Origin of the sequence: Streptomyces sp. SID14478, assembly GCF_010548525.1 — a bacterium.
Classification (GTDB): domain Bacteria; phylum Actinomycetota; class Actinomycetes; order Streptomycetales; family Streptomycetaceae; genus Streptomyces.
The window spans coordinates 1-24667 of the sequence record NZ_JAAGMG010000433.1; the positions used below are offsets into that span (position 1 = coordinate 1).

Sequence of the window (24667 nt, forward strand, 5' to 3'; positions counted from 1 at the left end):
CCGAGGCCGCTTCCGGGCCCGCCGCCACCGCGACCGCACGACGCACAAGCGGCCCCTCTGAAGGTGACGGGCAGACCCCACGACCGGCCCGCCCCGCCCTCATCCTCCTGCGGGCCGCTGCGAAGACCCGTCCCGGGTCCAGCGCCGGGCGCGGGCCACGGCCTCGCGCTGGGCGCCGAAGAGATCGGGGGTCGGCGGGAGGACGGCGTCCTCGCCCAGCTCCGCGGCCAGGCCGGTGCGGTGGAGGACGGCGAGGAAGCGGGGCTCGACGCCCGCGAGGTAGAGGCGGCCGCCGTGGGCGCGCAGGTCACGGGCATAGCGGCGGAGCAGTTTGAGGACGGCGGAGGACGGGACGTCGGGGACGCCGCGCAGCCCGAGGACCACGGCCGCGCCCCGTGCGTGTGTCGTGTCCGGCCACTGCTCGTCGATCCTCGGCGCCTCGGCGAACAGCGAGGAACCGCCGTAGTAGAGGACGGTGACGGTGCCGGGCGCGATCCGTGCGGGCACCTCGCCGACCTGCCAGCGCCCGTCGTCGGTCTCGGTGAGCGCGTGCAGGTCGCCCTGGCGTGCCGCCTGCACGCAGTACAGGAGCAGCGAGAGCACCGCTCCGATCACGATGGCCTGCTGGAGCGGGAGCTGGGTGGTGGCGACGAAGGTGACGACCATCGCGGCGGCGGACAGCGGGGACGTGCGCAGGACGAGCAGGACGTCCGGGACGCGGCCCACGACCAGCTCGCAGCCGATCACGATGATCAGGCCGCCGATCACCGGCATCGGGATGCGCTCCGCGAGCGAACCGAGGGTGAGCACCAGCAACGCCAGCCACAGCCCGGCGAAGATCCCGGTCCAGCGGGTGCGCGCCCCGGCGCCGACCGCGACGCCGGTCCGCGACATCGAGCCGCCGGTGGGCAGCGCGCCGAACAGGCCACCGCCGATGTTGCCGAGGCCCTGCGCCACGAAGTCGCCGTTCACCGAGGACTTGGAGCCGTCGGGGTTGGGCACGGTCGGCCCGATGGACGCGGCCTGCGCGAGACCGACCAGGGCGACGGCGAACGCGCCGGGCAGCAGCGCCCCCACCGACGACAGGTCCGGCGCGGTGAAGGAGGGCAGCGCCGCCGGGATCTGTCCGATGTCACGGGCCAGCTCCACGTCCGTGCCGCACACGGCGACGCCCACGCTCACCACGAGCAGCGCCACCAGGATCGCCACCGGTTCGAGGCGCTTGACCCGCCGCACCAGGAACCAGACGACGACCGTGACGAGCGCGGTGAGCGTGGCCGCGAGCCGCCAGTCCGTGACATGCCCGAGCCAGTCGCCGAGCTGGACGAGCTTGTTGTGCCCGTCCGGCTCGTAGCCGGTGGCGTCCTTCAGTGATCCGGTGATGATCTGCAGGGCGATCCCGGTGGAGAAACCGGTCATCACGGCGTTCGACACGAACGACATGACGACGCCGAGCCGCAGCACGCCGAGGACCAGCATCACGGCCCCGGCGAGGACGGCGAGCGCGGCGACGTTGCCCGCGTCGGTCGCGTCGAGGCCCGCTTCCTCGATGACGCTCTGCGAGGTCAGCGCGATCGCGGAGGTGAGGGTGGTGACCATCAGGACGGTGCGCGAGAAGACCGAGCCGAGCACGGTCGGCACGACGCCCGCGTAGATGCCGGCGACCGGGTTGAAGCCGCCGATCGCCGCGTACGCCATGCCCTCCGGGATGGAGAACAGGCCGGTGACCAGCCCGGACGAGACGTCGGACGGCGTGGGCTTGCCCAGCCGGGGCAGCCGCGGCCGTCTCATGCCGTCAGTCCGCTGATCGCGTCCCCCACGTACTTGGCCCCGAGCACCACCAGGACGACGGTCATGATGGCCGCGTTGTGCTCGGCCATCCAGGCCTTCCAACTCCCCAGCACCCGCTCGGACTTGCTGCCCCCGAAGACGTACACGAGGAGCGGCAGCAGCACGCACAGCGAGCCGATGACGACGAACAGGACGCCCGCGACGGCCTTGCCGCCCGCGCTCGCCGAACTGCTCGCGATGGAGGCCGCACCGCCGACGGCGAGCACCAGGTTCTTCGGATTGGCCCCGGACAGCAGCGCGGCGAGCCCGGCCGACTTGCCCGGCGTGAACGTGTCGATCGCCCGCATCCAGCCCGGCGGCCGGTGCTCCTCACCCTCCTTCGGGCGCCCCCGCCACTGCTTGACGCCCATCAGCAGGAACAGCACGCCGAGGGCCAGCTTGAGCCAGAACGTCCAGGTCGCGGGCGCCCCGCCGTCATCGGCACCGGCCCCGGAACCGGCGAGGACCACCACCGCGGTGATCAGCCCGAGCGTGAGCATCCAGCCGAGCGTGAACGCGGTGCCGTTCACCTTGCCGCGCGGGGTCGCCAGCATCAGCACGACCGCGATGAGGGGGAGCGGGCTGATGGCGATGCCGGCCGCCGATGCCAGCATCTGTCCGATGGCGTCGCCCATCGCTGCCTCCGTTCGGCCCGCGTGCCCGCCCCGGCGACGGTAGGCCCGAGCCTCTCCGGGCCGCCGGGGCGCCGCAACGGAGGTGCGGCCGTACGGGTGACGGTGCGCGGTTGCGACGCCCCGCGAAACCGCGGACCGTTGAGGGGTATTACGCACCTCATGTCACCGTACGAACGGTATTCACCGGATCGGATCCCGCATGGACGCACAGACGCTGAAGCAGCAGATCGCCGAGGCCCACCAGAAGTCCCAGGGCGACGAGGGCTACTGGCTCGGCATGACCGCCTTCCGCTACGGCTTCCCGCTCCTGGAGATGCACCGCAGCCTGTGGGAGTGGCACGTCGACACCTCCGCGCCGACCCACCTCGGCGCCATCAACGAGATCCACCACACCCCGCGCCGCGCGGAGCCGAAGGACACCTACTTCGTCACGCCGATCGTCGACGCCCCCTACTCGCGCACCTTCGTCGACCTGTCCGCCGGCGCCGTGATCCTCTCCGTGCCGCCGGTGACCGACCGCTACTTCACCGTCCAGCTCCTGGACATGTACACCAACAGCTTCGGCTACGTCGGCACGCGCCTGGGCGACACCGTCGGCGGCGACTACCTGCTCACCGGCCCCGGCTGGCGCGGCACCGTCCCCGAGGGCATCACCCGCGTCCTCACCGCGCCCACGCCGACACTCTGCCTCCTGGCCCGCGTCACGATCCTCGACGACGACGTCGCCGCGGCCGTCGCCCTGCAGAAGCAGATCGCGCTGCGCCCCGCCGACCCGGCGACCCCTAAGCCGGACCCGACGACGAACCCGCCCGCGCTCAACTGGCGCGAGAAGGACGGGGACCCGCTCGACTTCTACCGCGCACTCGCCGACTGCCTGAGCGCCAGCCCGCCCCCGGCGGCCGACGCCGGAGTCCTCGGCCTGCTGGCCCGCATCGGCGTCGCCCCCCACCGCCCCTTCGACCCCGAGGCCCTGCACCCGGCCGCGCTCGACGGCCTCAGGCGCGCCATCGCGGACGGCCTGCACGACCTGTACGCGGACATGCCGTTCGCCGGCCCGTCGCGCAACGGCTGGGTGATGGTCGACGTCGACACCATCGGAGACTGGGGAACCGACTACTTCTCCCGCCTGGAGATCGCCCAGATCGGCCTGCTCGCCAACAGTGCGAAGGAGGCGTACTACATCGGTGCCATCCTCGACGGCGACGGCAATCCGCTCTCCGGCGAGCACCGCTACGAGATCCGCTTCGGACCGGACGACTTCCCGCCTGTCGACGCCTTCTGGTCGGTCACCATGTACCTCAACCCGCAGGGCTTCCTCGTCGAGAACCCGATCGGCCGCTACCACCTCGGCAGCCTCACCAAGGACCTCGTGTACGGCGCCGACGGCTCCCTCACGCTCTACCTCCAGCGCGAGAACCCGGGCCCCGGCAAGGAGGCCAACTGGCTCCCGACGACGGAGGCCGGCGTCCTGTTCCGCCTGATCCTGCGCCAGTACCTGCCCACCGCCGACATCCTCACGGGCCGGTACGCGCCGCCCGCGGTGGTGCGGGTCGACGGCTGAGACGCCACGACGCAGGAAGACCTGAGACGCAACGACGCAAGAAGAGGGGCCCCGGCGATGCGCCGGGCGCCCCTCTTCCTGCGTCGGTGTCGGTACGTCTCGACGTCTCAGCCGTCGACCCGCTCGAAGTCACTCGGCTTCCACGACCCGTCGAAGGCCGCTTCCTGGGGCCCGTAGATCCGGAAGTACGCGAACCAGCCGCGTCCCGGCACGGTCTGGATCCAGCGCCCCTCGGCGCCCGCGGGCTCGCTCGGCCCGAAGTACAGGTCGACGCTGTCGCCGCCCCCGCTCTCCAGCCCCTCGAACAGCGACCGCAGCGCCGCCTGCCCCTGGTCGGCGACGACCTCCGAGCGGGTCTGCGCGTCGTACGCGGTCACCGACCAGAACAGCCCGGCCGGAACCGGCAGCGGCACGGTGAGCTTGTACGTACGACCGCCGTCGAGGTAGTCGCCCCGCGCGTCCCGAAGCCCGAGCCAGTACAGCGACCCCTGCCCCACGACCCGCCGGAACATCGCGGGGGAGGCGACGATCGCCTGCGCGAACCAGCGGTCCTTGGCCTCGACGTCCAGCGACCCCTCCCGCTCGAACGTGCCGTTCTCCGGGCGCAGGCCCGCCCACTCCCAGGTCCGGTCCGGCCACACCGTCCGGTCCGGCCGGTCCGAGGCGAACGCGGACACCAGCATCTCGTCCCGCCCGGTGCGCGCGGCCTCGGCCAGCACCCCGGCCAGCCGCTCGTCGGGGTCGAAGGGGCGCCCCGCCTCGATCCCCAGCTCGGCCAACAGCCCCAGCATGGGCCGCAGTTCCTCGATCGCGGGCTCGGAGTCGATGACGGAGTGCAGCACCCGCCAGTACTCCAGGTTGTCCTCCCACGCCAGGCACGTGCAGTCGATGGCGTGGTCGCTGTAGTCGGTGAAGGTGTACGCGGGCGGGTCGTCGCTCTTCGCCCACGGATAGAAGCGCACCGACGACAAGAGCGCGTTCGCCTTCTCCACGTCACCGCCGAGCGGCAGCACGCGCAGCGCGCAGAACGCGGTCCAGGTGTCGCTGCGCGCCACGACGTACCCGCTCCCGGGCACCTCGCCGTCGTACCCGGGCGGCAGCAGCAGGTGCTTGCCGCCCTTCTCCGCGTACGCGCCCGGCAGCCCCACGTCCACGATCCACCGGTGGTGATGGTCGTCCACGAGCCCGATCAGCGGGCCCGGCGGCAGCTCGATCACCATCGGCCCGCTCTTGCGCAGGTCGAGGATGCCGCCCGAGTACGGGGTGTCGGAGTTGAGGGTGAAGCCCAGGTGGTGCGGTCGCGCGATGAACAGCAGCGCCGTCTCGTTGTCGACGGCGCCCGCGTCCCGGGTGCCCTTGAAGATGCCCTCCAGGGACACCGTCGGATAGAAGAAGCGGTACGCCTCCACGGCCCGCCGCAGATCCCGCGCGTCGCGCGCCCGCGCGGCGCCCTCAGCCTCCGGGTACCCGTCCACGAACTCCACCACGATGACCCCTCTCCCGGCCGCCGGGGGCCCGACGCCTTCCCACCGAGATCGGACCCGCACACTCGTGGCCACCCTTCCGGGCCGGGCTCCCACCGGCCATCGCGGGGGACCGGACGGGTGACGTCCCGACCCACCCGTATCGCCGGGTTGAGCAACAGTTCCTCGTCGGCGACTGAGGCAGCTGAGAGGGCGGAGGGCGCCGCGCCTGCATCCGACGGTGGCACTGCATTGCGGCCTGATCCAACGACCGCGGGCCGTGCCCTTCCCATCGAGGAGGAGGACACGGCCCACGGCTGAGCGCGACGGCCCGGAGCGCTGGAGAGAGGCTCTGGCTTTGATGTCGAAGTAGAGGTAGAGAAACGCTCTGACCTGCGTAGATCGGCTTGCGATGGCGTGTGGGGGCACACCGGGTGCACGCTGCTGATCGGCGGCGTGTTCAGGGCGGGCGATCGTCCCCGTCCCGGCGCAGGGCTAATTGCCGAGTACGTGTCGCACGGTCAACCCTTGATGCCGGCCTCGCGCTTCAGACGATTCACCACATACACGCCGAAAAGGCCGCTACAGATGGCGTCGTTCTGGCCCGTAGCGCTGGGTCGGCCGGGTACCGGCGGAGTGGCTGTCGGAGGTCCGGTTTGACCGGGCGGATCCGCAGGAGGCCACAGCTGTGGTCGTCCGGCACGCCGGCGGGGCGGTCACTGCGTTCATGTCGCCTCGTGGGAGGGGCCGGCAGTTGCGCGAAGGGTTCACTGCGGGGTTATCCGGCAGCAGTGGCGACAGGGTGTGACGCATTCGATCTGGATCAGCTATTGATCGGTCAGTTCAGGTTTCCTGATTGAGAGGCGGATATCGCCTGTCAGCGGTGCGAAGTAACGTGCGCGCATGGCAGGAGCCTCTGCCGAATCCCCCGACAGCGCTATGAACAGAACGGCCACACCAGGATGACTCCGGACCTCTTCAGCGCGACCAGCCAACCGGCCACCGCCTCGAGCGTGCCCACTCTCGAGGCGCAGCGGAGCAGGTGGAGGCAGCAGGCGTCATCCGTACCGAACCTCCAGTGCGGGAAGGATGAGATGTTCCCGCTCACCCTTGAGCTCGTTCGCCGGATCGGCGCTGGCGAGGCCACGGATCTCGACGCGCGGCCGCAGCTGTCGAGTGTCGAGTCGTCGAGGTCCTGGCGGCAGTACTCGTACGCGCTGCGTCCGATGGGGTTGGTCCAGAATCGAAAAGGGGTTCTACAACTGGCCCCCGAGGGCTCTGAACTGCTCGCGGACGAGTCGCGCTCACGTCTCGCCTCGTCCATGGCCGAGCGGATCCGGCTATTCGCCGAGGTGCTCGAGCTCCTCGTGCGCGAGCCGCTGACGGTCGAAGAGGTCAATGCCGAGTTGATTGAGTCGTACAACCTCGACTGGGCGAGCGTCAACAACACGCGTCTCCGCATGACCTGGCTCGAAGTCCTGGGGCTGACCGAATGGCTGGGAGAGCGGAAGCAGAGCGCGACCGCTGATGGACGGTCGCTCTACGCCACCTGGGAAGTCGTGACGCCTCCGGCCCTGGCCGTGCACGACTCGGATGAAGCGGTCGACATTCCCGAAGCGCCGGAGGAGATTGCCGCACTCCTCGCGCACCTGGCCGCGAACGAGGGCGCCCAGGAGACCAGGAACACCTACAACATCTGGGTTCCGAGCCCGAAAGAGGACCCCAACAAGATCGAGAACTTGCGGACGTGCATCGCGGCCGCAGAGGACCAGATGGAGAAGGGCGCACTGCTGGGCTTCATTGCCGACCGGTTCGGCCTGAAGCGCAGCAGCGTCGACAGCATGCTGCCGTTCATTCGCGCCGCAGGGCTGCTTCTGGAGGTCCGCCGCGGGGTGTTCACGGCAACGCCGGCTGCCAAGGCGTGGCTGCGGTCGGGATCGGACATCGACTTCATCCGGATCCTTCACGCGAACATGAAGTTCGTCGGCGAGCTGATCCGTGCGGCGAAGGACAATGTTCCGAGGAACGACGTGTACGGGCAAGGCATCACGTACGGCTTGAACAAGGACAAGGTGCGGTGGCTCACGGCCTTCATGGTGGAATCTGGCCTGCTCATCGAGACGTCTTGGTCGTCGGTCCAGGCTACGGCGACCGGGCTGGGTCTCATCGAGACCCGGGCCTGGCGCAAAGCACGTCGTGTGCGCCGGGCGAACCGGACAAGCTCTCGCTCATCGCGGAATCACTGACGCGCAGCTCTGTCGACCCGGGCGCCGATGGCTTGGCACCCGGTGCGGCGTTCGAGGTGTACATCGAGAGCGCGTTCAGGCACATGGGCTTCCGTGCCCAGCGCATCAGTGGTTCCGGTGACACCGACATCCTCGTGCAGTGGTATGACGGCAACGGGTCGTTGCGGACCGCGATCGTGGACGGAAAGTCGACGGCATCCGGTCGGGTCACGCACAACAATGTGAGCGACGTGGCAATCGACACGCACAAGGAGAAGCGTTCTGCGGAGTACGTCGCCATTATCGGCCCAGCCTTCGGCGGCGACACGATCAAGAACATGGCCAAGCGGAAGCAATGGGCGCTCATCACCGCCGACGAGTTGGGCCAGGTCGTCAGCTCCGTCGAGGCCCTCGGCCTGCGGCCGGCGGATGTCGGGATGTTGTTCGAGGCGCCGGACGGGCTGTCCAGGCTTGCCGGGCTCATCGACACGCGGCAGCGTGAGCTCGACATCCTGTCCCTCGTCATCTCCCGACTCAAGACCGAGTCGGAGACGGAGGAGGCCGTTTCGGCACGCGATGTCTCGCTGATCGAGCGCGGGTCGCCGTTGGCGCCGAACATCGACGAACTGCTCGACACGTTCAGGCTGTTTGACCGCCTCGACCTGGACATCGTACGGAGCATCGAGGACGTGCAGGATCCGCGCTATGCGACCTACCGGATCGGTGACGCGCGATCGGCGGCGAAGCGCCTTCGCGCCATCGCGACTTCGATCGAGAGGGGCCTCTAGCCTCGAACTTTCGTGACGGCCCACCAGTTGACCTGATGAGCCGTCCCGAAAGGCCGACCTTAAGCGGCAGGCTGGTAGCGTCGGCCGATCGCATTGCGGGCCTTCTCGACGGCCCCGGTCACACGATGGACGTACCGGCGGAGCGTGAACGCAGGATCCTCATGGCCGAGGAGATCGGCGAGGGTGTAGACGTCGACGCCTTCGTTGATTGCTTCGGAGGCGAAGAGATGCCGCAGGGCGTGCATCATCTTGTCGCGGCACCCCTCCCACTTGCGGCCCTTGCCAACGGGCTTGTCGTTGAGGGCCGTTATCGCGCCCATCGCCTCCAGGGCGCCCTTCCAGAGGTAGTTGAAGTAGTTCTTGTTCAGCGGCTTGCGCTCGCGCGTGGTGAAGACCAGGCGTACGGTCACCGGCTCACCGTCCTTGGTCATCCATGGCGGGGTGACCTCGACCGGCGGGTGCTTGCGCATGTGCTCGCTGAGCAGCAAGGCCAGCGGATCGCCGAACGGTACGAAGCGGTCCTTGGGGTCGTCGTCTGTGCCGCCCTTCGGCGGGGCGAAGACCAGGGTTCCGCGGTCGTGAGTGATCTGGCGGCGGATATGGACGACCTTGTCCTTCTGCAGCCAGTTGACGTCCTCGGGGCTGAAGCCGAAGATCTCGCCCTGCCGCATGCCCAGCCCCCGGCCGCAGCCGACCGTGGCCTGATAGCGCTCGGGCAGGTGCGGCCGCAGAGCATCTGTCTGCTCCCACGACAGGGGCACGTCCTTCGCTGCCTTCTTTGATCGCCGAGGCTTCACGCGCCTTACCGACCCCGTCTCGCAGGGGTTTTTGGCGATCAGGTCGTCGTCCACGGCCATGGCCAGGATGGACGACAGGTGCGTGAAGACCAACCCGACCGTCGTCTCGTCCAGCACCTGCAGCCGTCGCTTGATCCAGGCGCATCCTGACCGACTCCGCCTGGCCGGCCTTGGCCACTACCCTCGCCCGCGCGGAATCCGCCGGTCACAACACCCAGCGCCTCCTTGCCGAGGTGGCCGCCAGTCGCGAGCTCGACTCCGCCGAGCGCCCTGCCGAGGTCCTCAACTGGCGTATCACTGCGGAGCCGAACAGGCGCGCGCAGGCGGCACGCAGGCTGAACACGATGCACCTCGCATCTGCAGCGCAGCAGGAGCAGATCCCAGCGGTGAGGCGTGGGACCGTCGCAGAACAGGGCCGCCGACGCTGACGACGGAAATGTCGACTCTGGACATCGGCGGACTCCACCGCCCTATTTGGGCTGGTGGGCCCTAAGCGGCCCGTTTCGCCAAATGCGGGTCCGCTGCCCAGCCCCGCACTGCCGCCAGATGCTCGGGCAGCAGGCCGACGTACGGGTCGGGCTGAACCAGCAGGATGGGGAACCCGCGAGCGGCGCGAGCGGCCGCCCAGGCGTGGTCGAGATCGGTGAAGTCGTCGTCGATCCAGGCAGCCGGTGCGTCGCCGAGCCACGCGTCCACGTAGTCACGCTTCCAGAGGTAGCCGTTGGGGTGGCTGGTGGTGATGTTCGGTCGGGGCAGATCGACGTAAGGGAAGGTGGGCAGCCCGAGCAGAGGACCGATCAGCGTGATGGCGTCGTGGCGCCAGCTGGTGCACCACATCGGGGCGAACAGCCTCGTGCGGATGAGGTCGGTGAGCATCGGCCCGTGCGCCGGGTTCAGCCACACCGGAACGGGAGTGTCTGGCGGGCGACCGGAAGGTACGACGTCGTAGCGGATGTGATGGGGCGGAGTGGCTCCGTCCGAGTGCGGAAACGGTATGAGGACACCGTCGATGTCGATCAAGAGGTAGGGCGGGCGCATCGGTTCCTCCGGCTCAGGCGAGGGGCGGGTCAGAGCTTGCGCGCGGTGATCAAGAGGGTGGTCGGCCACGGGCCGTGGCGAGGATCGTGGAAGTCCTGTGCTGAGGTGAGCCAGAGGCCGGCGCGGGCGAGGTGCTGTTCCCATCGCTGAGCATCGAACTCCCACCGCACCATGGGGAGCCGGGTGCGGTCGGGGAGAGTGACGTGGTCGCGGCGAGGCCGATCGTCAATGGCGGGGCGTCGACCGCCGCGCTGGGGATGAGGGACGGTGAAGGCGAGGGTGCGGCCCGGTTTGAGGCGGTCGGCGACGGCAGGCAGGAGGAGGTTCGGTGGGACGAGGCCGACTGCGCCGAAGACCGAATAGATCGCGTCGAAGTGCTCGTTGGTCGCCTGGAGGTAATGAAGGGCGTGACCGGCGGCGAAGGTGAGGCCAGAGAGGCGGCCGTAGTGGGTGCGGGCTCGGCGGATCTGGATGCCGACGAGGTCGACGCCGGTGACGCGGGCGCCGCGGCGGGTGGCGAGGTGGGCGGCGTTGTGGCCGGGGCCGCAGCCGAGTTCGAGGATGCGACGGTGGCCGAGGTCGGTGCCGAGGATCTCCGCGCCGGGGCCGAGACCCGGGCGGGTGGTCCACTCCATCCGGGCGGGGACGGGGAGAGGTTCGGCGGGCGCGGTTGCGGTGCGTTGCAGGGCGTGGGCGTGCCAGGGAGAGGGCGCTGGTGCCGTGGGCATCTATACCTCCAGCAGGCGGAGGACGTCAGTGAGATGGCGGCGTACGACCTTGATGTACGCCGGGTCGGCGGCGGGGTCGTTGATCCAACGGATCGACTGCTCCATGAACCACTCCACGCTCCAGATGCGTTGCCACCCCAACGCCCATTGCTCAGCAGGGAGTTCACCGCGTCGAGCGAGAGCGTCGGGCGAGCCACCCGCAGCCACGTACTGCTCGATGAAGACACCCAATCGGACGGGATCGGGGTTCTCGACGGTGCCGTGCCAACTGGCCAGGTCGAGCAGGCCGGGCCCGGTGAAGGCGCGGGCGAAGTCGAGCAGGCGCCAGGTGTTCCCGTTGCCGATGTGGAGGCTGGTGGGGTGAAACTCGGAGTGCACCCAGCCGAACGGGGCGAGAGTGGCGCCGGTCGCGCGGTGCGGTGCGGCTCGGGCGAGGAGGTCGAGGGCCTGCTCGATGTCATCGGTGTCCTCGGCTGCCCATCGGTCGGCTTTCCGCAGGGCGTGGAGCTGGTCGAGGGCGCGGGCCGGAAGGGTACGGAGCCGCTCTTCGTCGATGAGAGAGAGCGCCGGTGCGGTGCGGGCGCCGTGCACGACGACCGCTGCCGCGGCACCGTCGAGGTCGTCGGCCTCGCGAGTCACGGGGCCGAGGTCTTCGAGGAGCATGCCGAGCCGGCCGTCGCGTACGGCGGAGGCGTACACCTTGGGCACGGGGATGCCGAGGGTGTGGGCGAGGCGCAGGGCCTGGTCCTCGCTGTCGAACGGGCGCTTGGCGTACTTGAAGATCGCGGTGGTGCGGTCGGGGAAGGTGACGCGTTCGACGCCGGACATAGACCACACCCGCACTGCTTCGCGAGTGGGGAGAGGCCGTCCTGTGGCGGTGCACAGGTTGTGGAGGAGTTCGGCGGTGAGGGACTCGTCCATGGGGAGTGCTCCTGGATTTCCTGTACGGGGATGAAGGCGTCCGGGGCGGGAGGAGTGCTGCGGTGGCATCCCGCCCCGGAGCCTCGTCGAAGGGCTACGCGGCCGGGTTACCGGTCACGCGGTGGGAGTAGACCTGCTCGATCCACCCAGCCTTGAACTGGGCAAGGTCGTCAAGGAAGTTGGCCATCGACGCACCGTAGGGCGCGACGACGCCGCCGGTTTGGTCCGGCACGGACTGGCAGCCGTGGACCAGGCGCCCGCCGAGCGCGGCGTGGGCCTTGATGGACTCGATGCGGCGGTGCTCGTTGAACCAGCCGCCGTGGTAGACCTCGTCGAGCAGACCGCCCATCTCGACGTCCAGGTCGAAGACGACGGAGGTGGCGGCGGGGAAGAACCAGCACGGGCCGACGTTGGAGATGTGTCCGTCCAGCTCGACCTTGTTCAGGGCCATGAGCGTGGCTGCCTCGCGCAGCATCCGCAAGTGCTCGGCGGTGATCTGCGGCAGACCGAGCGAGGCAAGGTGCTCCTCACGGAACAGGTAGGCGTACACCTCGTACGCCGTGGCCAGGACGTGTGCGGCGTCCGAGGTTGAGCGCGCGTGCTCCTTGATGAAGTCGAGCGCGAGCTGCTCGACCGCACTCTCGGTCGTTTCGTCCACGCCCAGCAGCTGCTCTTTGACCAGCTCCCAGTCGGCGACGAGCCAGGTGTTGGACTCGAAGCGGAAGAAGTACTCGGCCGGGTCGATGGTGATGCGCCAGCCGTCGACCTGGACGCCGGGCAGGCGGCTCCAGCGCTCGTCGAACGCCTCGGGCAGCACGACCGTGATGGCCGCGGTATCTATGGTGGTCACGGTGTCTCCGTCTCTCATCGGTTGGGTTCGGGCACAGGAATGCCCGAACCCGAAGCGGTCGTACGGAACTTGAGGCCGCCCGGACCAGGAAGGGGGAGCCTGGATCACGGTCGATCGGAACTTGGAACCGTTCCGGGCGGCTGATGATTAGTGAACCGGTCGTCACGCACAGTGGGTACGGTGTGAGGCGGCGGAAGCGGTATACGCGGTTTACAGCTCCTGATCGGGGGAGGTCGTGCCAACGCCCAACCAGCCCAACTCACGTCTACGCGACGTGATCTCGGCAAGCGGCTGCACCTTCGACGCTCTTGCGAAGGACGTACGCCGCATCGCCGCTGAGAACGGCGAGATCCTCCAGACCAACAAGTCCGCGATCTCCCACTGGGTCAACGGTGCCCGTGAGCCGAGCGGCCGCATGGGCCAGTACCTGGCCGAAGCCCTGTCCCGTCGTCTGGCGCGCACAGTCACACCCACGGAGATCGGCCTGCGCGGCCAGACGGAGACGTCGACCGCCACCGCGAACCCTGATCCAGTTGTCGCCGCAACGGAGCTAGGCCGCGCCGACGTCGACCGACGGCGCTTCCTGGCGATCGCCGCCTTCACCACCGCCGGGGTCGCGATGCCACTCGCATACGACCACGAGGCGACCTCTCGCATGCTGCGCGCCCGCGCCGGGGGAGTCCTGGTTGGCGCTGAAGACGTCGACGTCGTACGCCAGATCACCACCGCGTTCAGCTCCGCCGACGAACGCCTCGGCGGCGGCCACGGCCTGACCACCGTCACCGCCTACCTCGCCGACACCGCAGCCCCCATGCTCCGAGCTCGCTACCCGAACGAAGCCTTACGCCAAGCAGCCTTCGGCGCGGTCGCCGAACTCGCCTACCTGGCAGGCTGGAAGCACCACGACCTCGGCCAGGAAGGCGCTGCCCAGCGCTACTACCAGGTCGGTTACCAACTCGCCTGCGAAGCCGACCCGAACGGCCACGCCGCCTGGATGATGCGTGCCCTCGCCCACCAGGCCCTCAGCCTCAAGCAGCCCCACCACTGCGTCGACCTCGTCGAAGGCGCGCTCACCCGCGGCCTCGGTCGTGTAGACGGCCAGACCGAAGCCCTCCTCCACATCACCCACGCCCGCGCATACGCCGCAGTCGGCGAGAAACCCTCCGCCGCCCGCGCCCTCCTCGCCGCCGAGGACGCACTTCTCCGCGAGGACGGCCCGCAGCCCAGCTACTCCCGCGTCAGCGGCCCGGCCGCCGGCACCGTGGCCAGCCACACAGCCCGCACCCTCACCGACCTCGCCGACCACCCTGGCACGGAGGTCCAGCACCGAGCCGCACTCACCCGCTGGGACCCGGTCCAATACAAGCGCGTCCACGCCCTCACCTACGCAGACCTGGGCGACACCCTCGCGGCCCAGGCACGCGCCGACGAGGCGATCGCCGCGTGGTCCCAGTCCCTGACCTTGATGGAGGGGATGACGTCCGACCGCACCCGCAAGGCCATCTCGTCCCTGCGCTCGCCCCTGGCGATCTACCAGCGCCGCAAGGTGCCCGGCGTGGCCGAGCTTGCCCGTCGAGCCCGCGAGGCTCTCGCCTAACATGCCCAACAACCAGGCCGACGAAGGGAACCCCGTGGCTGAGCCGACGACCGACGCCCGCCCTCAAGCCCTCAAGCCCGCTCTCGAATCCATGACCCTGCTGGTCGCGGCCGTCATCGTCCACGACAAGGCCACTAACCGAGTCGTGCTGCTACAGCGCAGCGAGAACGCGAAGTTTGCCCAGGGCATGTGGGACCTCCCGGTCGGCAAGAGCGAACCGGGGGAGCCGATCACACAGACCGCGGTGCGCGAGCTGTACGAGGAAACCGGCCTGGTCGTGAAGCCAGAGGCCCTGAAGGTCGCCCACATCATCCACGGGGCGTGGGGAGTCGAGGCCCCGAACGGTTTCCTCACCGTCGTCTTTGTCGCGCCGTAATGGTCTGGCGAGCCCGAGAACCGTGAGCCCCGGAAGCACGCTCAGGTGAGGTGGGTCGATGCCGATGCCATCCCGGAGGAGTTCGTCGACACGACCGCCAGCGCGCTTCACCGCTACCTCAAAGGTGGTCCTGAGGTGTCGCTCGACGGCTGGAAGTGAAGGGGGTGCGCAGGGACGGCATGTCCTCGGTTGTATGGCATGCGGAGAGTGCCTAGAAGGCGGTCATGTGATCCAGCAACTATCTGTTCATGAGCGGCACAGTCCTGGCATCGTGCACCTGGCACACGGGTGACCGATGCCTGCAGCGACCGGAGGAAGATGAACAACAGCGATGGCGGACCAGCGATTCGCCTGCCGAGTACCACTCCTGAGGGGCTGGCATGGCTCCAAAACTTCGCACCTGAAGATCGAGAATCAGCCGAACTCCTCGTGAACAGCCTGCGTATCTTTTCGGCAGATGATTGCAGGTCGCGCTCGCTGCAGTTGATCCTCGATCGCCTGGCCTCAATAAAGGGACCTGTGGGTGTCTATCCTGTAAAGAACACGCGCAAGAATCAGCATGAGCCTTCACCGATCCATGTCGATCGAAAACTTCCCGGTAGCTACGTTATCGTTGCCAATATAATCCGAGATGCTGTCGAGAGCCCGCCCGATGGCGTCGTAGTGGGCGGGAATCCGCCCCTGGAAGAGCTACGAGAAAGAAGCTTCAGAAGCATACTATTGATCGATGACTATTCCGGCTCTGGAGGGCTTGCGATAAGGCACGGGAAAGGGTGGATGCGCAATACGTCTATCCGTAGCTGGCGCTCTTACGGGTGGCTTGAAGTTCATTACGCATCCTTCTGTATGTCCGATCTCGCAGCTCGGAACCTGAAGAAGGAAGGGCTATTCGACTCTGTCTTCTCGTTGGAGCGCGGTGTCGATTTTATAAGTGCTCGTTGGACTGCCAGGGAGCGCGAATTGATAGAGAATCTTTGTCAATCCTACGCTTGGAAGAGCGATTACGCCTACGGTCGCGATCGCAGTCGCGGACTCTGCGTTATGCCCCACACGGTGCCGAATAACCTTCCGGCTGTCTTGTGGCAGAAAAAGGGGCCCAATGGAGGTCCATGGGACCCACTGTTTGTTAATCGACGAATGAACCCACGCCAACAGTCAGATCTGGCTGGCTATGGTCGATGGGTTGATATAGCTAAAATCTCGGAAGAGATTGGTCAGCGGCGCTTGGCTCGTCAACTTGGCGGGCGACTAAAAGGTGAGAGCTCAGACTTGAAAAATCTTCTCGTATTGCTAGGAGCTCTTGCCGCGAGAAAACGCAGAGATCACACCCTCAGCATGCACTTCGGTGTTCCTGTTGGGGTAGTCAATCAGATGCTCAACATGGGCGAGGCTCTAGGTTTGATCGACGGCCAGAGGCGACTGACGGAGGCCGGCTGGGCGGAACTGCGATCGGCGCGTCGAACCACAGCGCAACAGTTGCCAGCGAAGGCGTTGACCGGCAGCAACGAGCCCTACTACCCTACGGCGCTGAGGGGGAGTCAGTAGCGTCTAGTAGCCGCCAGATCCGTCGGGTCTGGCCCAGTTGGAGCTTGTTCTCCGACACACGCGGCGTAGACCGTTCGGTCTGCGCTTTGGGCAAGCGTCCGCCACGCCTGGTGTGTGGCGAGGCGCCTTAACCCTGCGAAGCCTTGGCGGGCCTCGCCACACAGGAGGCGTTGCACTTGCTTAGCAGCTCAGAGGTAGATGACTACTGACTCCCCGCACAAATATCGCAGCGATGGGTTACGGCGGAATGTACCCGAATCCATAATTACTAACGCGCTTTCGCAGTCCCGAGCGGTAGAAGCTGCTGGGCTCTCTTCTGTACTGACTCTGGGGCACTTGGCCAGTAGAACCGGCGTTTCGCATCGATATCTGCGTAGCGTGGTTGCGCGTGACATGGACCCCTACCTCAGTTTCCAGATTAGGAAGAAATCTGGTGCTCGAGCTCGAGTGATATCCGCTCCCGGACCCTCGCTAATGCACGTTCAGAGGTGGATACTTCGAGATATTCTTAACGAGGTTCAGCCGCACCCCAACAGTTATGCCTATTTCCAAGGGCGATCTGTCCTAGACTGCGCGCGCAAACATCTTGGAGCGAAGTGGATACTCAAGCTAGATTTCCACAACTTCTTCGAGAGCGTGACGGAAGTTCAGGTATTTAAAGTATTTAAAGGGCTTGGATATCAGCCGCTTCCGGCGTTTGAACTTTCCCGCGTCTGCACCCGTTATGCGGGATTTGTTAATCATTTAGATCTTGAAAAGTATACCGCCGACGGCGGCAAGTATAGGGTTATTCATGCATACAGGAAGCCCTACCTGGGATTTCTTCCGCAAGGGTCGCCCACGAGCGGAGCGCTAGCCAACCTTGTGTCCCGAAGGCTTGATGAGCGACTGTCAAGTATTGCGATGGATGCAGGTCTGGTCTACACAAGATACGCTGATGACCTGGCCCTTTCGGCAGGGGAACACTTCTCGCGCGCTGCGGCCCGAAGTGTAATCGGGCAAATTTCTCGCGAAATCACTAAGTCTGGTTTTGTAGTTCATGGCCAGAAAACCCGAATAATTCCGCCAGGTGGGAGGAAGTTGATCCTCGGACTTCTTGTGGATGGGGATGAAGTTCGGCTTTCGCGAGAGTTCCGCACGAGGGTGGAGAATCACATCAGGGGTGTGGAAAAGTTCGGCCTCCAAAAGCATTGCAGTCATCGAGGGTTCAGCTCGCTATTTGGTCTCGTTAATCATGTTTCTGGTTTGATTTCCCACGCTGAAAGCGTTTCTCGGGACTGGGCTCAAAGGATGCGTGAACGATGGGATTCCGCCCTAGTTGCGTCTGGCTGGGACTTTCCATCCTGCTGACTAGTCACAGATCTAATAAGCTCTTCCGTTTGGATGGACTGCTGCACCAAGAAGATTGAGATCACGGAGTGCGACCGCTATGAGTCCATGGGATGCTCCCTGCTTGCCGGATTTTGCAGCCCGCGTGGTGAGCAAAATCGCCCGGCAGGCTCGCAGTCTGTCGTCGCGTCACGACAGCTGAACAGGCGGCAGGAGGGCGTCTCCTACCCTGCACCCGGAGGCATGATGGCGAAACGCCATGAGGCTCGGCTGCTTCACTTATTGCCTTGCTTCTACTGATGGGCATCGAGAGAGTGTCTACTCTCTGAAGGCTTCATGTGTTATGGGGAGGTGGAATTACGTCTTCCTCTGCTCGATCGATTTCACGAAACTTCCACGTCTTGCGAGTTGTTGCTGTTCACTGAAGCCAGTCGAGTGCAACCGCGAGGGGACAGTGGATCCAAGGAGCGCCGCCGCTGCGGGCAAGGCATTTCCTTATACGTCAGGGACTGTCTGTTACATCGAAGTGCACGGGGACGGGACCATCACTCATGGGAACGGGCCGGGTGTGTACGAACGTGCGGTGGCCCAGCGCATCCCGGCTGTTCGTTGTCTGGCCCGGTCAGTGGTCGAGCGATCTCTTCGCCATCGATGACCTAGAGGAGTACGCCAAGGCCCACGGCATCAAGCACGACGATGAGCGCACAGGTCTTAAGGACCATACCCCCGACGTGCGTTGGACCACATCACCTCACGGGCAGAATGCGCGCAGCCCCTACGTCGCAGTCGACCTCACGCTGGTCTGTGGCTGCCGGATCAAGGACTTGGCTGCCTTCGCCAAGCGGATGAGTGAGCAGCAGGGCTGGGAGGTGGCAACAAGCGGCGGCTGGGGTAGCAGCGGCCTGGAGGAAGTCACGTACTCCCTGTGTGTGCGCCGCAGGAGTCTCTCAGCATGAGAGAGCAGAATCAGTTCCGGTTCACGTTGTCCTTCTCCTTGATCGACTGCGCTCGATGCGGCATCTCGCGCATCCGCGGCGTCAGCTGCGCCGACTGCAATGCGTCTCCGGCACAGTGGGAGTTGGACGGTCAAACCGCGCGACGGCGCACAGCAGTTCAAGCAGCCAAGGAGGCGTTGGAGATCGTTCCTTCGCCGCTGCCAGCAGCGGCGTCCCTGGCGCTGAATGACATCCAAGAACTGATCCAGCGTCTTCAAGCCTGGATGCCCCAATTCTTCGCCGCGCTGCACGCTTTGAGCCGAGGCGACGAGAACGCAGTTGACGACGCGCGCTCAGCCGCAGAAGCCATCGCTGCCGAGCACTATCTCCTCAAAGAGACGCCGCGCCACCGTCCGTGGATCTCGATTGTCGCGCGGTCCGAGGGCTGTGTGGCGTGCATGGTGCAGATGGTTCACGGCTACCTGTGCGCCATGGAGGCGACGACATCGCTGGAAGCGCAGAGACAGGCAGACACTGCCCAACAGCAATTGGATTCGGCGGCGGAGCGACTGGCCGCGTTCAGCGACGAACTCAACTTCATGGAACTGCTGCTCAGTACCGATCCTCTCGAGGGCCAGTTGGCGCATCTGCTGCGCCAGGCGATGCAGCAGTACAGCTGCGACAGCGTTCTTGATCTGAATGCCGCAGCTGAAAGAACTTTGAAGGAGCTCGTCGGCCGGGCACCAGCTCCCGGTCATAGCCTCGGGCTCCAGTTCTCGCTGCAGAACCTGGCGATGGAGGTCTACAGCGACGGCCCACGATTCAGAAGTCTTGTGGCCGACAGTTTCACGCTGTTCAGCCAAGATCCGGAGCGACTCTCGGCGTTGGCCTCAGACCCCGCCTTCCTCCCTGACGTGCAAGCTGCTGTGCTGGAACTGTTTGACGCGTCCGTGCAGGCAAAGAATGCTGCTCGGACACCAGCATTCATGAGGCAAGCAGGTCGCGCCCTGGTGGACCTCAACGCGAGCTTGGTCGAAGGACCAGGGCAGATCACAGCCATCGCTTTGCTCCTGGCAGGGGGACACAAGTCACGTCCCTACAGGAAGCTCCGTCAGGAGGATGCCACGGCTGTGCTGAAGTCTGCCCGGTCGCACACAACGCTGAGGCTGCTCCTGCACGGGTTCGACCTGGACCTGCGCAACGCGCAAGCGCACCGGATGACGCGATACGTCGAAACAGGCGTCACCTTCGAAACACGAACTGCCAGCAGTCATGTCAGCCGGGCGGATCTGGTCGATTGTGCCCTCGCTGCCTGTGAGAGCTCCCTCGGATGCCTGCTTGGCATGCTGCTGGCCCTTGCTCAGGAGGGCGTCGGCTTCGACGCGGGCGGCTATCAGGCACTCGGTGTCAGCGCCGACGCCATGGCAGCAGCCATGCTCACGGTCCAGGGTTGCGTGGACGTCGTTGTCCACGAGGATTCGGACGCGTGGCACGTTGTTCTCACCGCGCCCCCGTCTCAGCAACTCATGACACTCGTGGCGGGAGTGGGGACCTTGCTTCCGGACTTCATCAAAACCATGACGCTGGAAGCCCAGGGAGCGGATAGGATCCGCCTCTTGACCGGCCCGACAGCGCTACTACATGCCTTCTCTCGTGGAGACGTCGACGGTGACAATTTCGGCATTGCCACCATCCGCATGTATCGGACCTGGACGATTGACGGCACACCTTGCATCGACCAGGCGACGGTACGACGTTGGACCGCCCACCAAGTCGGTGCGGTGTCACCGTTCGGCACAGAGCACAATCCCGTACTGCGACTTCGGTCGCTACGCGCACTTGCTCGGGAACTCGATGACACAGCCCTGGTTGAGGCGCTGACGGGCGAGATCCGGTTCGCGCGACTTGGCAACGACGCCGGGCCCTCGGCTATCCGTTCGAAACAGCAGATGGCAGTGTGGGCAGCAGCCCCGGTTGAGTGGAACCAGGTCTAGCTTGCGCCAGCGGACCGCCCCCGAGCCTGGTCGCCCAACGGGGCATGTCCGTTACCAGGATCTGCGCGATGAGACAGCGAGGGCCGCTTCCCACGATCCAGGGGAAGCGGCCCTCGCTGCTGTTCTGACGTCAAGTCAGGGGAGTGGTCTACTGGTGCACCCCCGGTGCACAAGAGCCTGGGAACCCAGCGGTACCAATGAGAAACACTGGAAGGTGTTTCCGCAGGTCACATCACGTTTCCGGGGCTCCGGCCAAGGTCACCCGACCCCGCGCTTTAGATGTCGAAGAACTGATGTCGCGGATTGATGACCTGCGCGGCGAGAGTCTGCCCCCGCTGTGACCAGCAAGGGAGCGGTTGTCGCTGGTCGTTGTTGGTCGCCTTGGGCTTACGTTCGACGGCCCAGTGACGGCCCGGTGGTCGGAGCCCCGGCGAGAGTGGCTCGCTGCTCAGCGCTTGGGCGGCCGCAGCCCTGCGGGTGGGTTGGCTACGAGTTCGCGAGTTCGATCGCGCAGGCGGTAGCTGACCCTGTGCTGGAAGAGGCGGTTCAAGGCGCTTTTGGACATGCCGCACCTGTGGAGTAGGTATGCGGTCAAGAGTAGGTTCCCGGAGGTGGCAAGTATTGATAGATCGCGGGGGTCCGGTTCGTAGTCCGCTTGATGCTTTCCCCCGTTGTAGGCGCCCCAAAAAAGATCTGCCCATTCCTTGGGGTCTCCCACGAAATCGGTGAACGGTTGGCCAACGCGGTTGGCCAAGGCATAGCTCTGAGGTTTAGCGTTTGCCCACTTTGGGCGCCCCTGCCGCTTCGCCCCGGCAATCAAGCGCTCGATTCCCACAGCAGTCTCTCTAAGGTAGCTGTGCGCCGTCATCCTGCCGGAGCGATACGGCATTGCGACAGCATCGAAAGCGCTCGGGAACTGCTCATATAGCCGAACCCATCGACTAACCCCCTCGGCGCCGTGTAGATCGGACAGCGTGAAGAGCGGGATCCCGGAAGTGTTCTTCCTTGTGCCTCGATTTGGCGGCGGCAGCATGAGGGCGTCATTCCAGAACTGCGGAAACCTGTCTGGGGTCGGCTCTGCGCCGATGATGGCTGAGCCTCCGTCTACTTGGACGAAAGTGTCATAGGCTACGTTCACAAGATCCTGGATGCGCACCAGGTACTTCATCAAGTCGGAGATGTCTCTCGCTTGCTTCGCCCTCACGCCGATGGCCACGGGTGAATAGATTGATGCCCGATCCTCGTTATTGTGAGCTTCCCAGTGTCCACCGATAGTAAGTGTCAGCGATCCAAGTGTGGCTGTTACTTCATCCGGAGACTGAAGTCGAAGTGTTGCGGATTTGGCGTGACCGTCCGGCTTGCGCTCTTCCTCAAAGCTGACAACCTTCAGCCCTGCCCAAGCGGAAATTCCGGGAAAGTGGGCCGTTAGCCTTTTAACTCTGATGTCGATTTTTCCCTTATCGAGATGCTCGACTGGGAATCCGGAGATTGCTGTTCTGGCGGAGTAAGTGTAGGCGGATGCGCGCCTCCCTCCGATGTTTGCTGTGCCACCGTGGTTAGTGATGTCGAGAATGATGGCACTACCCTCCGGGGAGAGGCAGACGAGCGCCCTAGGTCTCTGTCGATTCGAGGTGGCGAAGAGTGCGCTATCTGGATTTTCGTTCAGCGTGCGAACGTCTAGGCGTCCGGATTCTGACCGGCTAATAAATCCCCGCTCCGGTTCTTCATCGAATGTACCTGTAGGTGAAATCGGCCAGAAGAACCCCACGGTTCCAGTCAGTAGTGTCTCAAGCTCTTTCCTCATGGGGTCCTCCGCTCGCCTTGCGTTAGGGGCATTGTGAACCCTGCGTCCGAGCGTCGCAGGGGAATGGTGAACCGATGCGGCTGACGCCCAAGTTGCGCACGGCAGTACGGCGCGCTGCGTCGTCTTCTCTGACTCGGTTCGAGTCGTCGTCTCGTGGACCCGGACAGTCTGTCCGGGTCCACGAGCTTGTGGTCATACACGCTGGTCGTGCTTGAGCCTCATGAGGAGGTCATCTATCCGCCCTGACGGCGGCTTTGTACCGTGAAACCGGCCCTCACCACCAGTAGGAGGCAAGACGCAATGCGTGGTCTTGGAGATCACCTCAGCATCGGCGAGCGGATCGCGTTCTACCGCCGGCGTCGCGGCCACACACAGGAGGTCCTGGCCGGGCTCGTCGGCCGAAGCACCGACTGGCTGGCGAAAATCGAACGAGGGAGCCGGAATCCTCCCCGCGTCGACATGCTCGCCGAGCTGGCGCGCATCCTGCGCGTTCCGCTCGGGGATCTGCTCGGGCAGACCGTGCTCATGGAGGACGAGCGGCAACAGGACGACGTACCTGCGGTGCGTGACGCCCTCATGAGCCCGCGCCGGCTGTCCCGTCTACTCTTCGGCCCCGAGGCCGAGACGCAGCTCCCGACGCCCGCGCCCGTGGCCGTGCGCGTAGAACAGTCGTGGAACGACTACCAGGGCGGGCGGCTCGGCAGCGTCATCGCAGCCCTTCCGGGGCTGCTCCAGACTGCACAGGAACTGGAGGAGCGAGCGACGCGGCGCGGAGAGGATCGCGGAGACTGCTGGGCGGTGTCCGCCCGCACTCACCACCTCGCCGCAACGACGCTGGCAAAGATCGGCGAGTCTGACATCTCGTGGCTGGCCGCAGAACGTGCGATGCGGGCCGCTGACGAGTCGGACAACCCGCTCGTGCTCGCGTCGGCCGCGCGTTCCGGCACGCACGCCCTACTCGCTAACGGCCGGTATGACGACGCGCTGGAGCTGGGCAACACTGCCGCTGCATGGTTGTCGTCTCAGGTCACCGAGCACGACCCGGAAGCGCTGAGTTTGCTCGGCATGATTCACCTGCGTGCCGCCGTGGCGGCTGCTCGACATCAAGACCGCTCCATCGCGAACGGGTTGCTGGATCGTGCCGAGGAACTCGCGGACGACCTCGGATCCGATGAGAACTACTGGCAGACAGGGTTCGGGCCCACGAACGTCGTGCTGCACCGCCTGTCCATCGAGCTGGACCTGGACAACATCGCGTACGTGGTCGAGAACGGCCGGATCAACGTCGACCACATGCCGCAAGAGCGCAGCGTCTCGCACCGCATCGACTACGCGCGTGCACTGTCCCTGGCTGGGCAGAGTGACGAGTCCTTCGCCGAGCTGCGGACGGCCGAGCGCACGTCGCCACAGCTTGTACGCAACAATCCCAGGGTGCGCGAGACTCTGCGGGACCTGATCAAGCAGGCGCCCGTTTCTAGCGGCTCGCGTTCGTCCGAGGTGTTCGTGATGGCTCAACGATGCAAGGCGGTGCAGTGAGTTCAAGTAAGCGTGGGGTGCTCGGAGTCGTCGGATCGGCGGCCGGAGGCGTTGAGACGCTGCGTACCGGACTCGTGGAGCCTGCGATCGAGCGCGGGTGGCGGGTGGCGGTGACGCTCACACCGACCGCCGGCCAGTGGCTTCGGCTCGCTGGCGAGGTGGAGCGCCTGGAGAAGGCGACGGGCTTTCCCGTCCGGGACGAACCGCGGCTCCCAGGCGAGGCCCGCCCGCACCCACAGGTGGACTGCTACGTCGTCGCCCCTGCGTCAGCCAACACGGTGGCCAAGCTCGCAATGGGGCTGATGGACAACCAGGCGCTGACGCAGGTGGGCGAGGCCATCGGCACGCTCTCGCTGCCGGTCGTCGTCTTCCCACGAGTGAACGCGGCGCACGCTCGCCATCCGGCGTGGAAGCACCACATCGCGGCCCTTCGGTCCGGTGACGTGCGCGTTGTCGACGACCCGGACGTGTGGCCGCTGTACGAGCCGAGGGAAGCGCCGGCGGGGCGTGACCTCCCGTGGGGTGCGGTGTTGGACGCCGTGAATGCAAGCCCCCAATGACAGGTCGTCAACCCGCCTGACCTGCAAGGAAAGAGGACCCGGACACTCTGTCCGGGTCCTCTGCCGTTCTGGACTACATGCTCATTGGCATGTCAGGCATCAACGAGCAGCGCGGCGAACTGCAAGACATGTCACCTGTCGAACTCGCCTTGATC

Annotated in this window: 19 protein-coding genes and 2 pseudogenes; 12 read left to right on the top strand and 9 right to left on the bottom strand. The window is 65.9% G+C overall.

Annotated elements, in window-relative coordinates:
* Positions 1-99: 99 nt before the first annotated feature.
* The gene (locus G3I40_RS14460; protein ID WP_164302575.1) at positions 100-1791 is read right to left on the bottom strand and encodes a SulP family inorganic anion transporter; all 1692 of its coding nucleotides are present in this window, start codon (positions 1789-1791) and stop codon (positions 100-102) included.
* A complete protein-coding gene (locus G3I40_RS14465; protein WP_164302576.1) occupies positions 1788-2465 on the bottom strand; it encodes a GAP family protein in 678 nt (225 codons plus the stop codon). The genes G3I40_RS14460 and G3I40_RS14465 overlap by 4 nt, the downstream gene beginning before the upstream one ends.
* Positions 2466-2664: 199 nt before the next feature.
* On the opposite strand from G3I40_RS14465, the gene G3I40_RS14470 reads away from it, so the two are divergent.
* Positions 2665-4026, top strand: coding sequence for a DUF1254 domain-containing protein (locus G3I40_RS14470; RefSeq protein ID WP_164302577.1), 1362 nt, complete (start codon positions 2665-2667; stop codon positions 4024-4026).
* A gap of 107 nt (positions 4027-4133) precedes the next feature.
* Here G3I40_RS14470 and G3I40_RS14475 read toward each other — a convergent pair whose 3' ends face one another.
* On the bottom strand, positions 4134-5513 hold the full coding sequence (locus tag G3I40_RS14475; protein ID WP_203644062.1) for a DUF1254 domain-containing protein: 1380 nt from the start codon (positions 5511-5513) through the stop codon (positions 4134-4136).
* Between the two features lie 1070 nt (positions 5514-6583).
* On the opposite strand from G3I40_RS14475, the gene G3I40_RS14480 reads away from it, so the two are divergent.
* Together G3I40_RS14480 and G3I40_RS14485 are read left to right on the top strand one after the other, a co-directional pair.
* Positions 6584-7735, top strand: a complete 1152-nt coding sequence (locus G3I40_RS14480) for a hypothetical protein (protein ID WP_164302579.1) — start codon at positions 6584-6586, stop codon at positions 7733-7735.
* A gap of 32 nt (positions 7736-7767) precedes the next feature.
* Positions 7768-8502, top strand: coding sequence for a restriction endonuclease (locus G3I40_RS14485; RefSeq protein ID WP_343244929.1), 735 nt, complete (start codon positions 7768-7770; stop codon positions 8500-8502).
* 59 nt (positions 8503-8561) lie between these two features.
* On the opposite strand, the gene G3I40_RS14490 is transcribed toward G3I40_RS14485, so the two are convergent.
* Positions 8562-9416 (bottom strand): tyrosine-type recombinase/integrase, encoded by an 855-nt coding sequence (locus G3I40_RS14490; protein ID WP_164302581.1) that lies wholly within the window; start codon positions 9414-9416, stop codon positions 8562-8564.
* Positions 9417-9433: 17 nt separating this feature from the next.
* On the opposite strand from G3I40_RS14490, the pseudogene G3I40_RS47135 reads away from it, so the two are divergent.
* Positions 9434-9643 (top strand): annotated as a pseudogene (locus tag G3I40_RS47135) (mobilization protein); the annotation flags it as partial.
* Between the two features lie 145 nt (positions 9644-9788).
* On the opposite strand, the gene G3I40_RS14500 reads toward G3I40_RS47135, so the two are convergent.
* From G3I40_RS14500 to G3I40_RS14515, 4 genes are all read right to left on the bottom strand, one after another.
* Positions 9789-10337, bottom strand: coding sequence for a hypothetical protein (locus G3I40_RS14500; protein WP_164302582.1), 549 nt, complete (start codon positions 10335-10337; stop codon positions 9789-9791).
* 29 nt (positions 10338-10366) lie between these two features.
* Positions 10367-11065 (bottom strand): class I SAM-dependent methyltransferase, encoded by a 699-nt coding sequence (locus tag G3I40_RS14505; protein ID WP_164302583.1) that lies wholly within the window; start codon positions 11063-11065, stop codon positions 10367-10369.
* Positions 11066-11986 carry a phosphotransferase gene (locus G3I40_RS14510; RefSeq protein ID WP_164302584.1) on the bottom strand — a complete coding sequence of 307 codons (921 nt, stop codon included), beginning with the start codon at positions 11984-11986 and terminating at the stop codon, positions 11066-11068.
* Positions 11987-12080: 94 nt separating this feature from the next.
* Positions 12081-12836: a hypothetical protein gene (locus G3I40_RS14515; protein WP_164302585.1), complete on the bottom strand. Its 756-nt coding sequence runs from the start codon at positions 12834-12836 to the stop codon at positions 12081-12083.
* 235 nt (positions 12837-13071) lie between these two features.
* On the opposite strand from G3I40_RS14515, the gene G3I40_RS14520 reads away from it, so the two are divergent.
* From G3I40_RS14520 to G3I40_RS14545, 6 genes and pseudogenes are all read left to right on the top strand, one after another.
* Positions 13072-14433 carry a tetratricopeptide repeat protein gene (locus G3I40_RS14520; RefSeq protein ID WP_164302586.1) on the top strand — a complete coding sequence of 454 codons (1362 nt, stop codon included), beginning with the start codon at positions 13072-13074 and terminating at the stop codon, positions 14431-14433.
* Position 14434: 1 nt separating this feature from the next.
* Positions 14435-14968: pseudogene (locus G3I40_RS14525) on the top strand (NUDIX domain-containing protein).
* A 159-nt stretch (positions 14969-15127) separates the two neighbouring features.
* A complete protein-coding gene (locus tag G3I40_RS14530; RefSeq protein WP_164302587.1) occupies positions 15128-16354 on the top strand; it encodes a hypothetical protein in 1227 nt (408 codons plus the stop codon).
* A 393-nt stretch (positions 16355-16747) separates the two neighbouring features.
* On the top strand, positions 16748-17704 hold the full coding sequence (locus tag G3I40_RS14535) for a reverse transcriptase family protein (RefSeq protein ID WP_343244930.1): 957 nt from the start codon (positions 16748-16750) through the stop codon (positions 17702-17704).
* 557 nt (positions 17705-18261) lie between these two features.
* Entirely contained in the window at positions 18262-18639 is a 378-nt protein-coding gene (locus tag G3I40_RS14540; protein ID WP_239091735.1) for a hypothetical protein, read from the top strand.
* Positions 18636-20612, top strand: coding sequence for a hypothetical protein (locus tag G3I40_RS14545; RefSeq protein WP_164302589.1), 1977 nt, complete (start codon positions 18636-18638; stop codon positions 20610-20612). Before G3I40_RS14540 ends, G3I40_RS14545 begins: the two co-directional genes overlap by 4 nt.
* A 448-nt stretch (positions 20613-21060) precedes the next feature.
* On the opposite strand, the gene G3I40_RS14550 is transcribed toward G3I40_RS14545, so the two are convergent.
* Positions 21061-22416: a HEPN domain-containing protein gene (locus G3I40_RS14550; RefSeq protein WP_164302590.1), complete on the bottom strand. Its 1356-nt coding sequence runs from the start codon at positions 22414-22416 to the stop codon at positions 21061-21063.
* A 300-nt stretch (positions 22417-22716) separates the two neighbouring features.
* On the opposite strand from G3I40_RS14550, the gene G3I40_RS14555 reads away from it, so the two are divergent.
* The gene (locus tag G3I40_RS14555) at positions 22717-23952 is read left to right on the top strand and encodes a helix-turn-helix transcriptional regulator (RefSeq protein ID WP_164302591.1); all 1236 of its coding nucleotides are present in this window, start codon (positions 22717-22719) and stop codon (positions 23950-23952) included.
* A 17-nt stretch (positions 23953-23969) separates the two neighbouring features.
* Positions 23970-24512 carry a flavoprotein gene (locus tag G3I40_RS14560; protein ID WP_164302592.1) on the top strand — a complete coding sequence of 181 codons (543 nt, stop codon included), beginning with the start codon at positions 23970-23972 and terminating at the stop codon, positions 24510-24512.
* Positions 24513-24667: the final 155 nt, after the last annotated feature.

What these genes read in the sequence shown, in the direction of transcription:
- G3I40_RS14460 (WP_164302575.1), bottom strand. Translation starts at nt 1,791, where the DNA reads ATGAGACGGCCGCGGCTGCCCCGGCTGGGCAAGCCCACGCCGTCCGAC.
- G3I40_RS14465 (WP_164302576.1), bottom strand. Translation starts at nt 2,465, where the DNA reads ATGGGCGACGCCATCGGACAGATGCTGGCATCGGCGGCCGGCATCGCC.
- G3I40_RS14470 (WP_164302577.1), top strand. Translation starts at nt 2,665, where the DNA reads ATGGACGCACAGACGCTGAAGCAGCAGATCGCCGAGGCCCACCAGAAG.
- G3I40_RS14480 (WP_164302579.1), top strand. Translation starts at nt 6,584, where the DNA reads ATGTTCCCGCTCACCCTTGAGCTCGTTCGCCGGATCGGCGCTGGCGAG.
- G3I40_RS14500 (WP_164302582.1), bottom strand. Translation starts at nt 10,337, where the DNA reads ATGCGCCCGCCCTACCTCTTGATCGACATCGACGGTGTCCTCATACCG.
- G3I40_RS14505 (WP_164302583.1), bottom strand. Translation starts at nt 11,065, where the DNA reads ATGCCCACGGCACCAGCGCCCTCTCCCTGGCACGCCCACGCCCTGCAA.
- G3I40_RS14510 (WP_164302584.1), bottom strand. Translation starts at nt 11,986, where the DNA reads ATGGACGAGTCCCTCACCGCCGAACTCCTCCACAACCTGTGCACCGCC.
- G3I40_RS14530 (WP_164302587.1), top strand. Translation starts at nt 15,128, where the DNA reads ATGAACAACAGCGATGGCGGACCAGCGATTCGCCTGCCGAGTACCACT.
- G3I40_RS14535 (WP_343244930.1), top strand. Translation starts at nt 16,748, where the DNA reads ATGGACCCCTACCTCAGTTTCCAGATTAGGAAGAAATCTGGTGCTCGA.
- G3I40_RS14545 (WP_164302589.1), top strand. Translation starts at nt 18,636, where the DNA reads ATGAGAGAGCAGAATCAGTTCCGGTTCACGTTGTCCTTCTCCTTGATC.
- G3I40_RS14550 (WP_164302590.1), bottom strand. Translation starts at nt 22,416, where the DNA reads ATGAGGAAAGAGCTTGAGACACTACTGACTGGAACCGTGGGGTTCTTC.
- G3I40_RS14555 (WP_164302591.1), top strand. Translation starts at nt 22,717, where the DNA reads ATGCGTGGTCTTGGAGATCACCTCAGCATCGGCGAGCGGATCGCGTTC.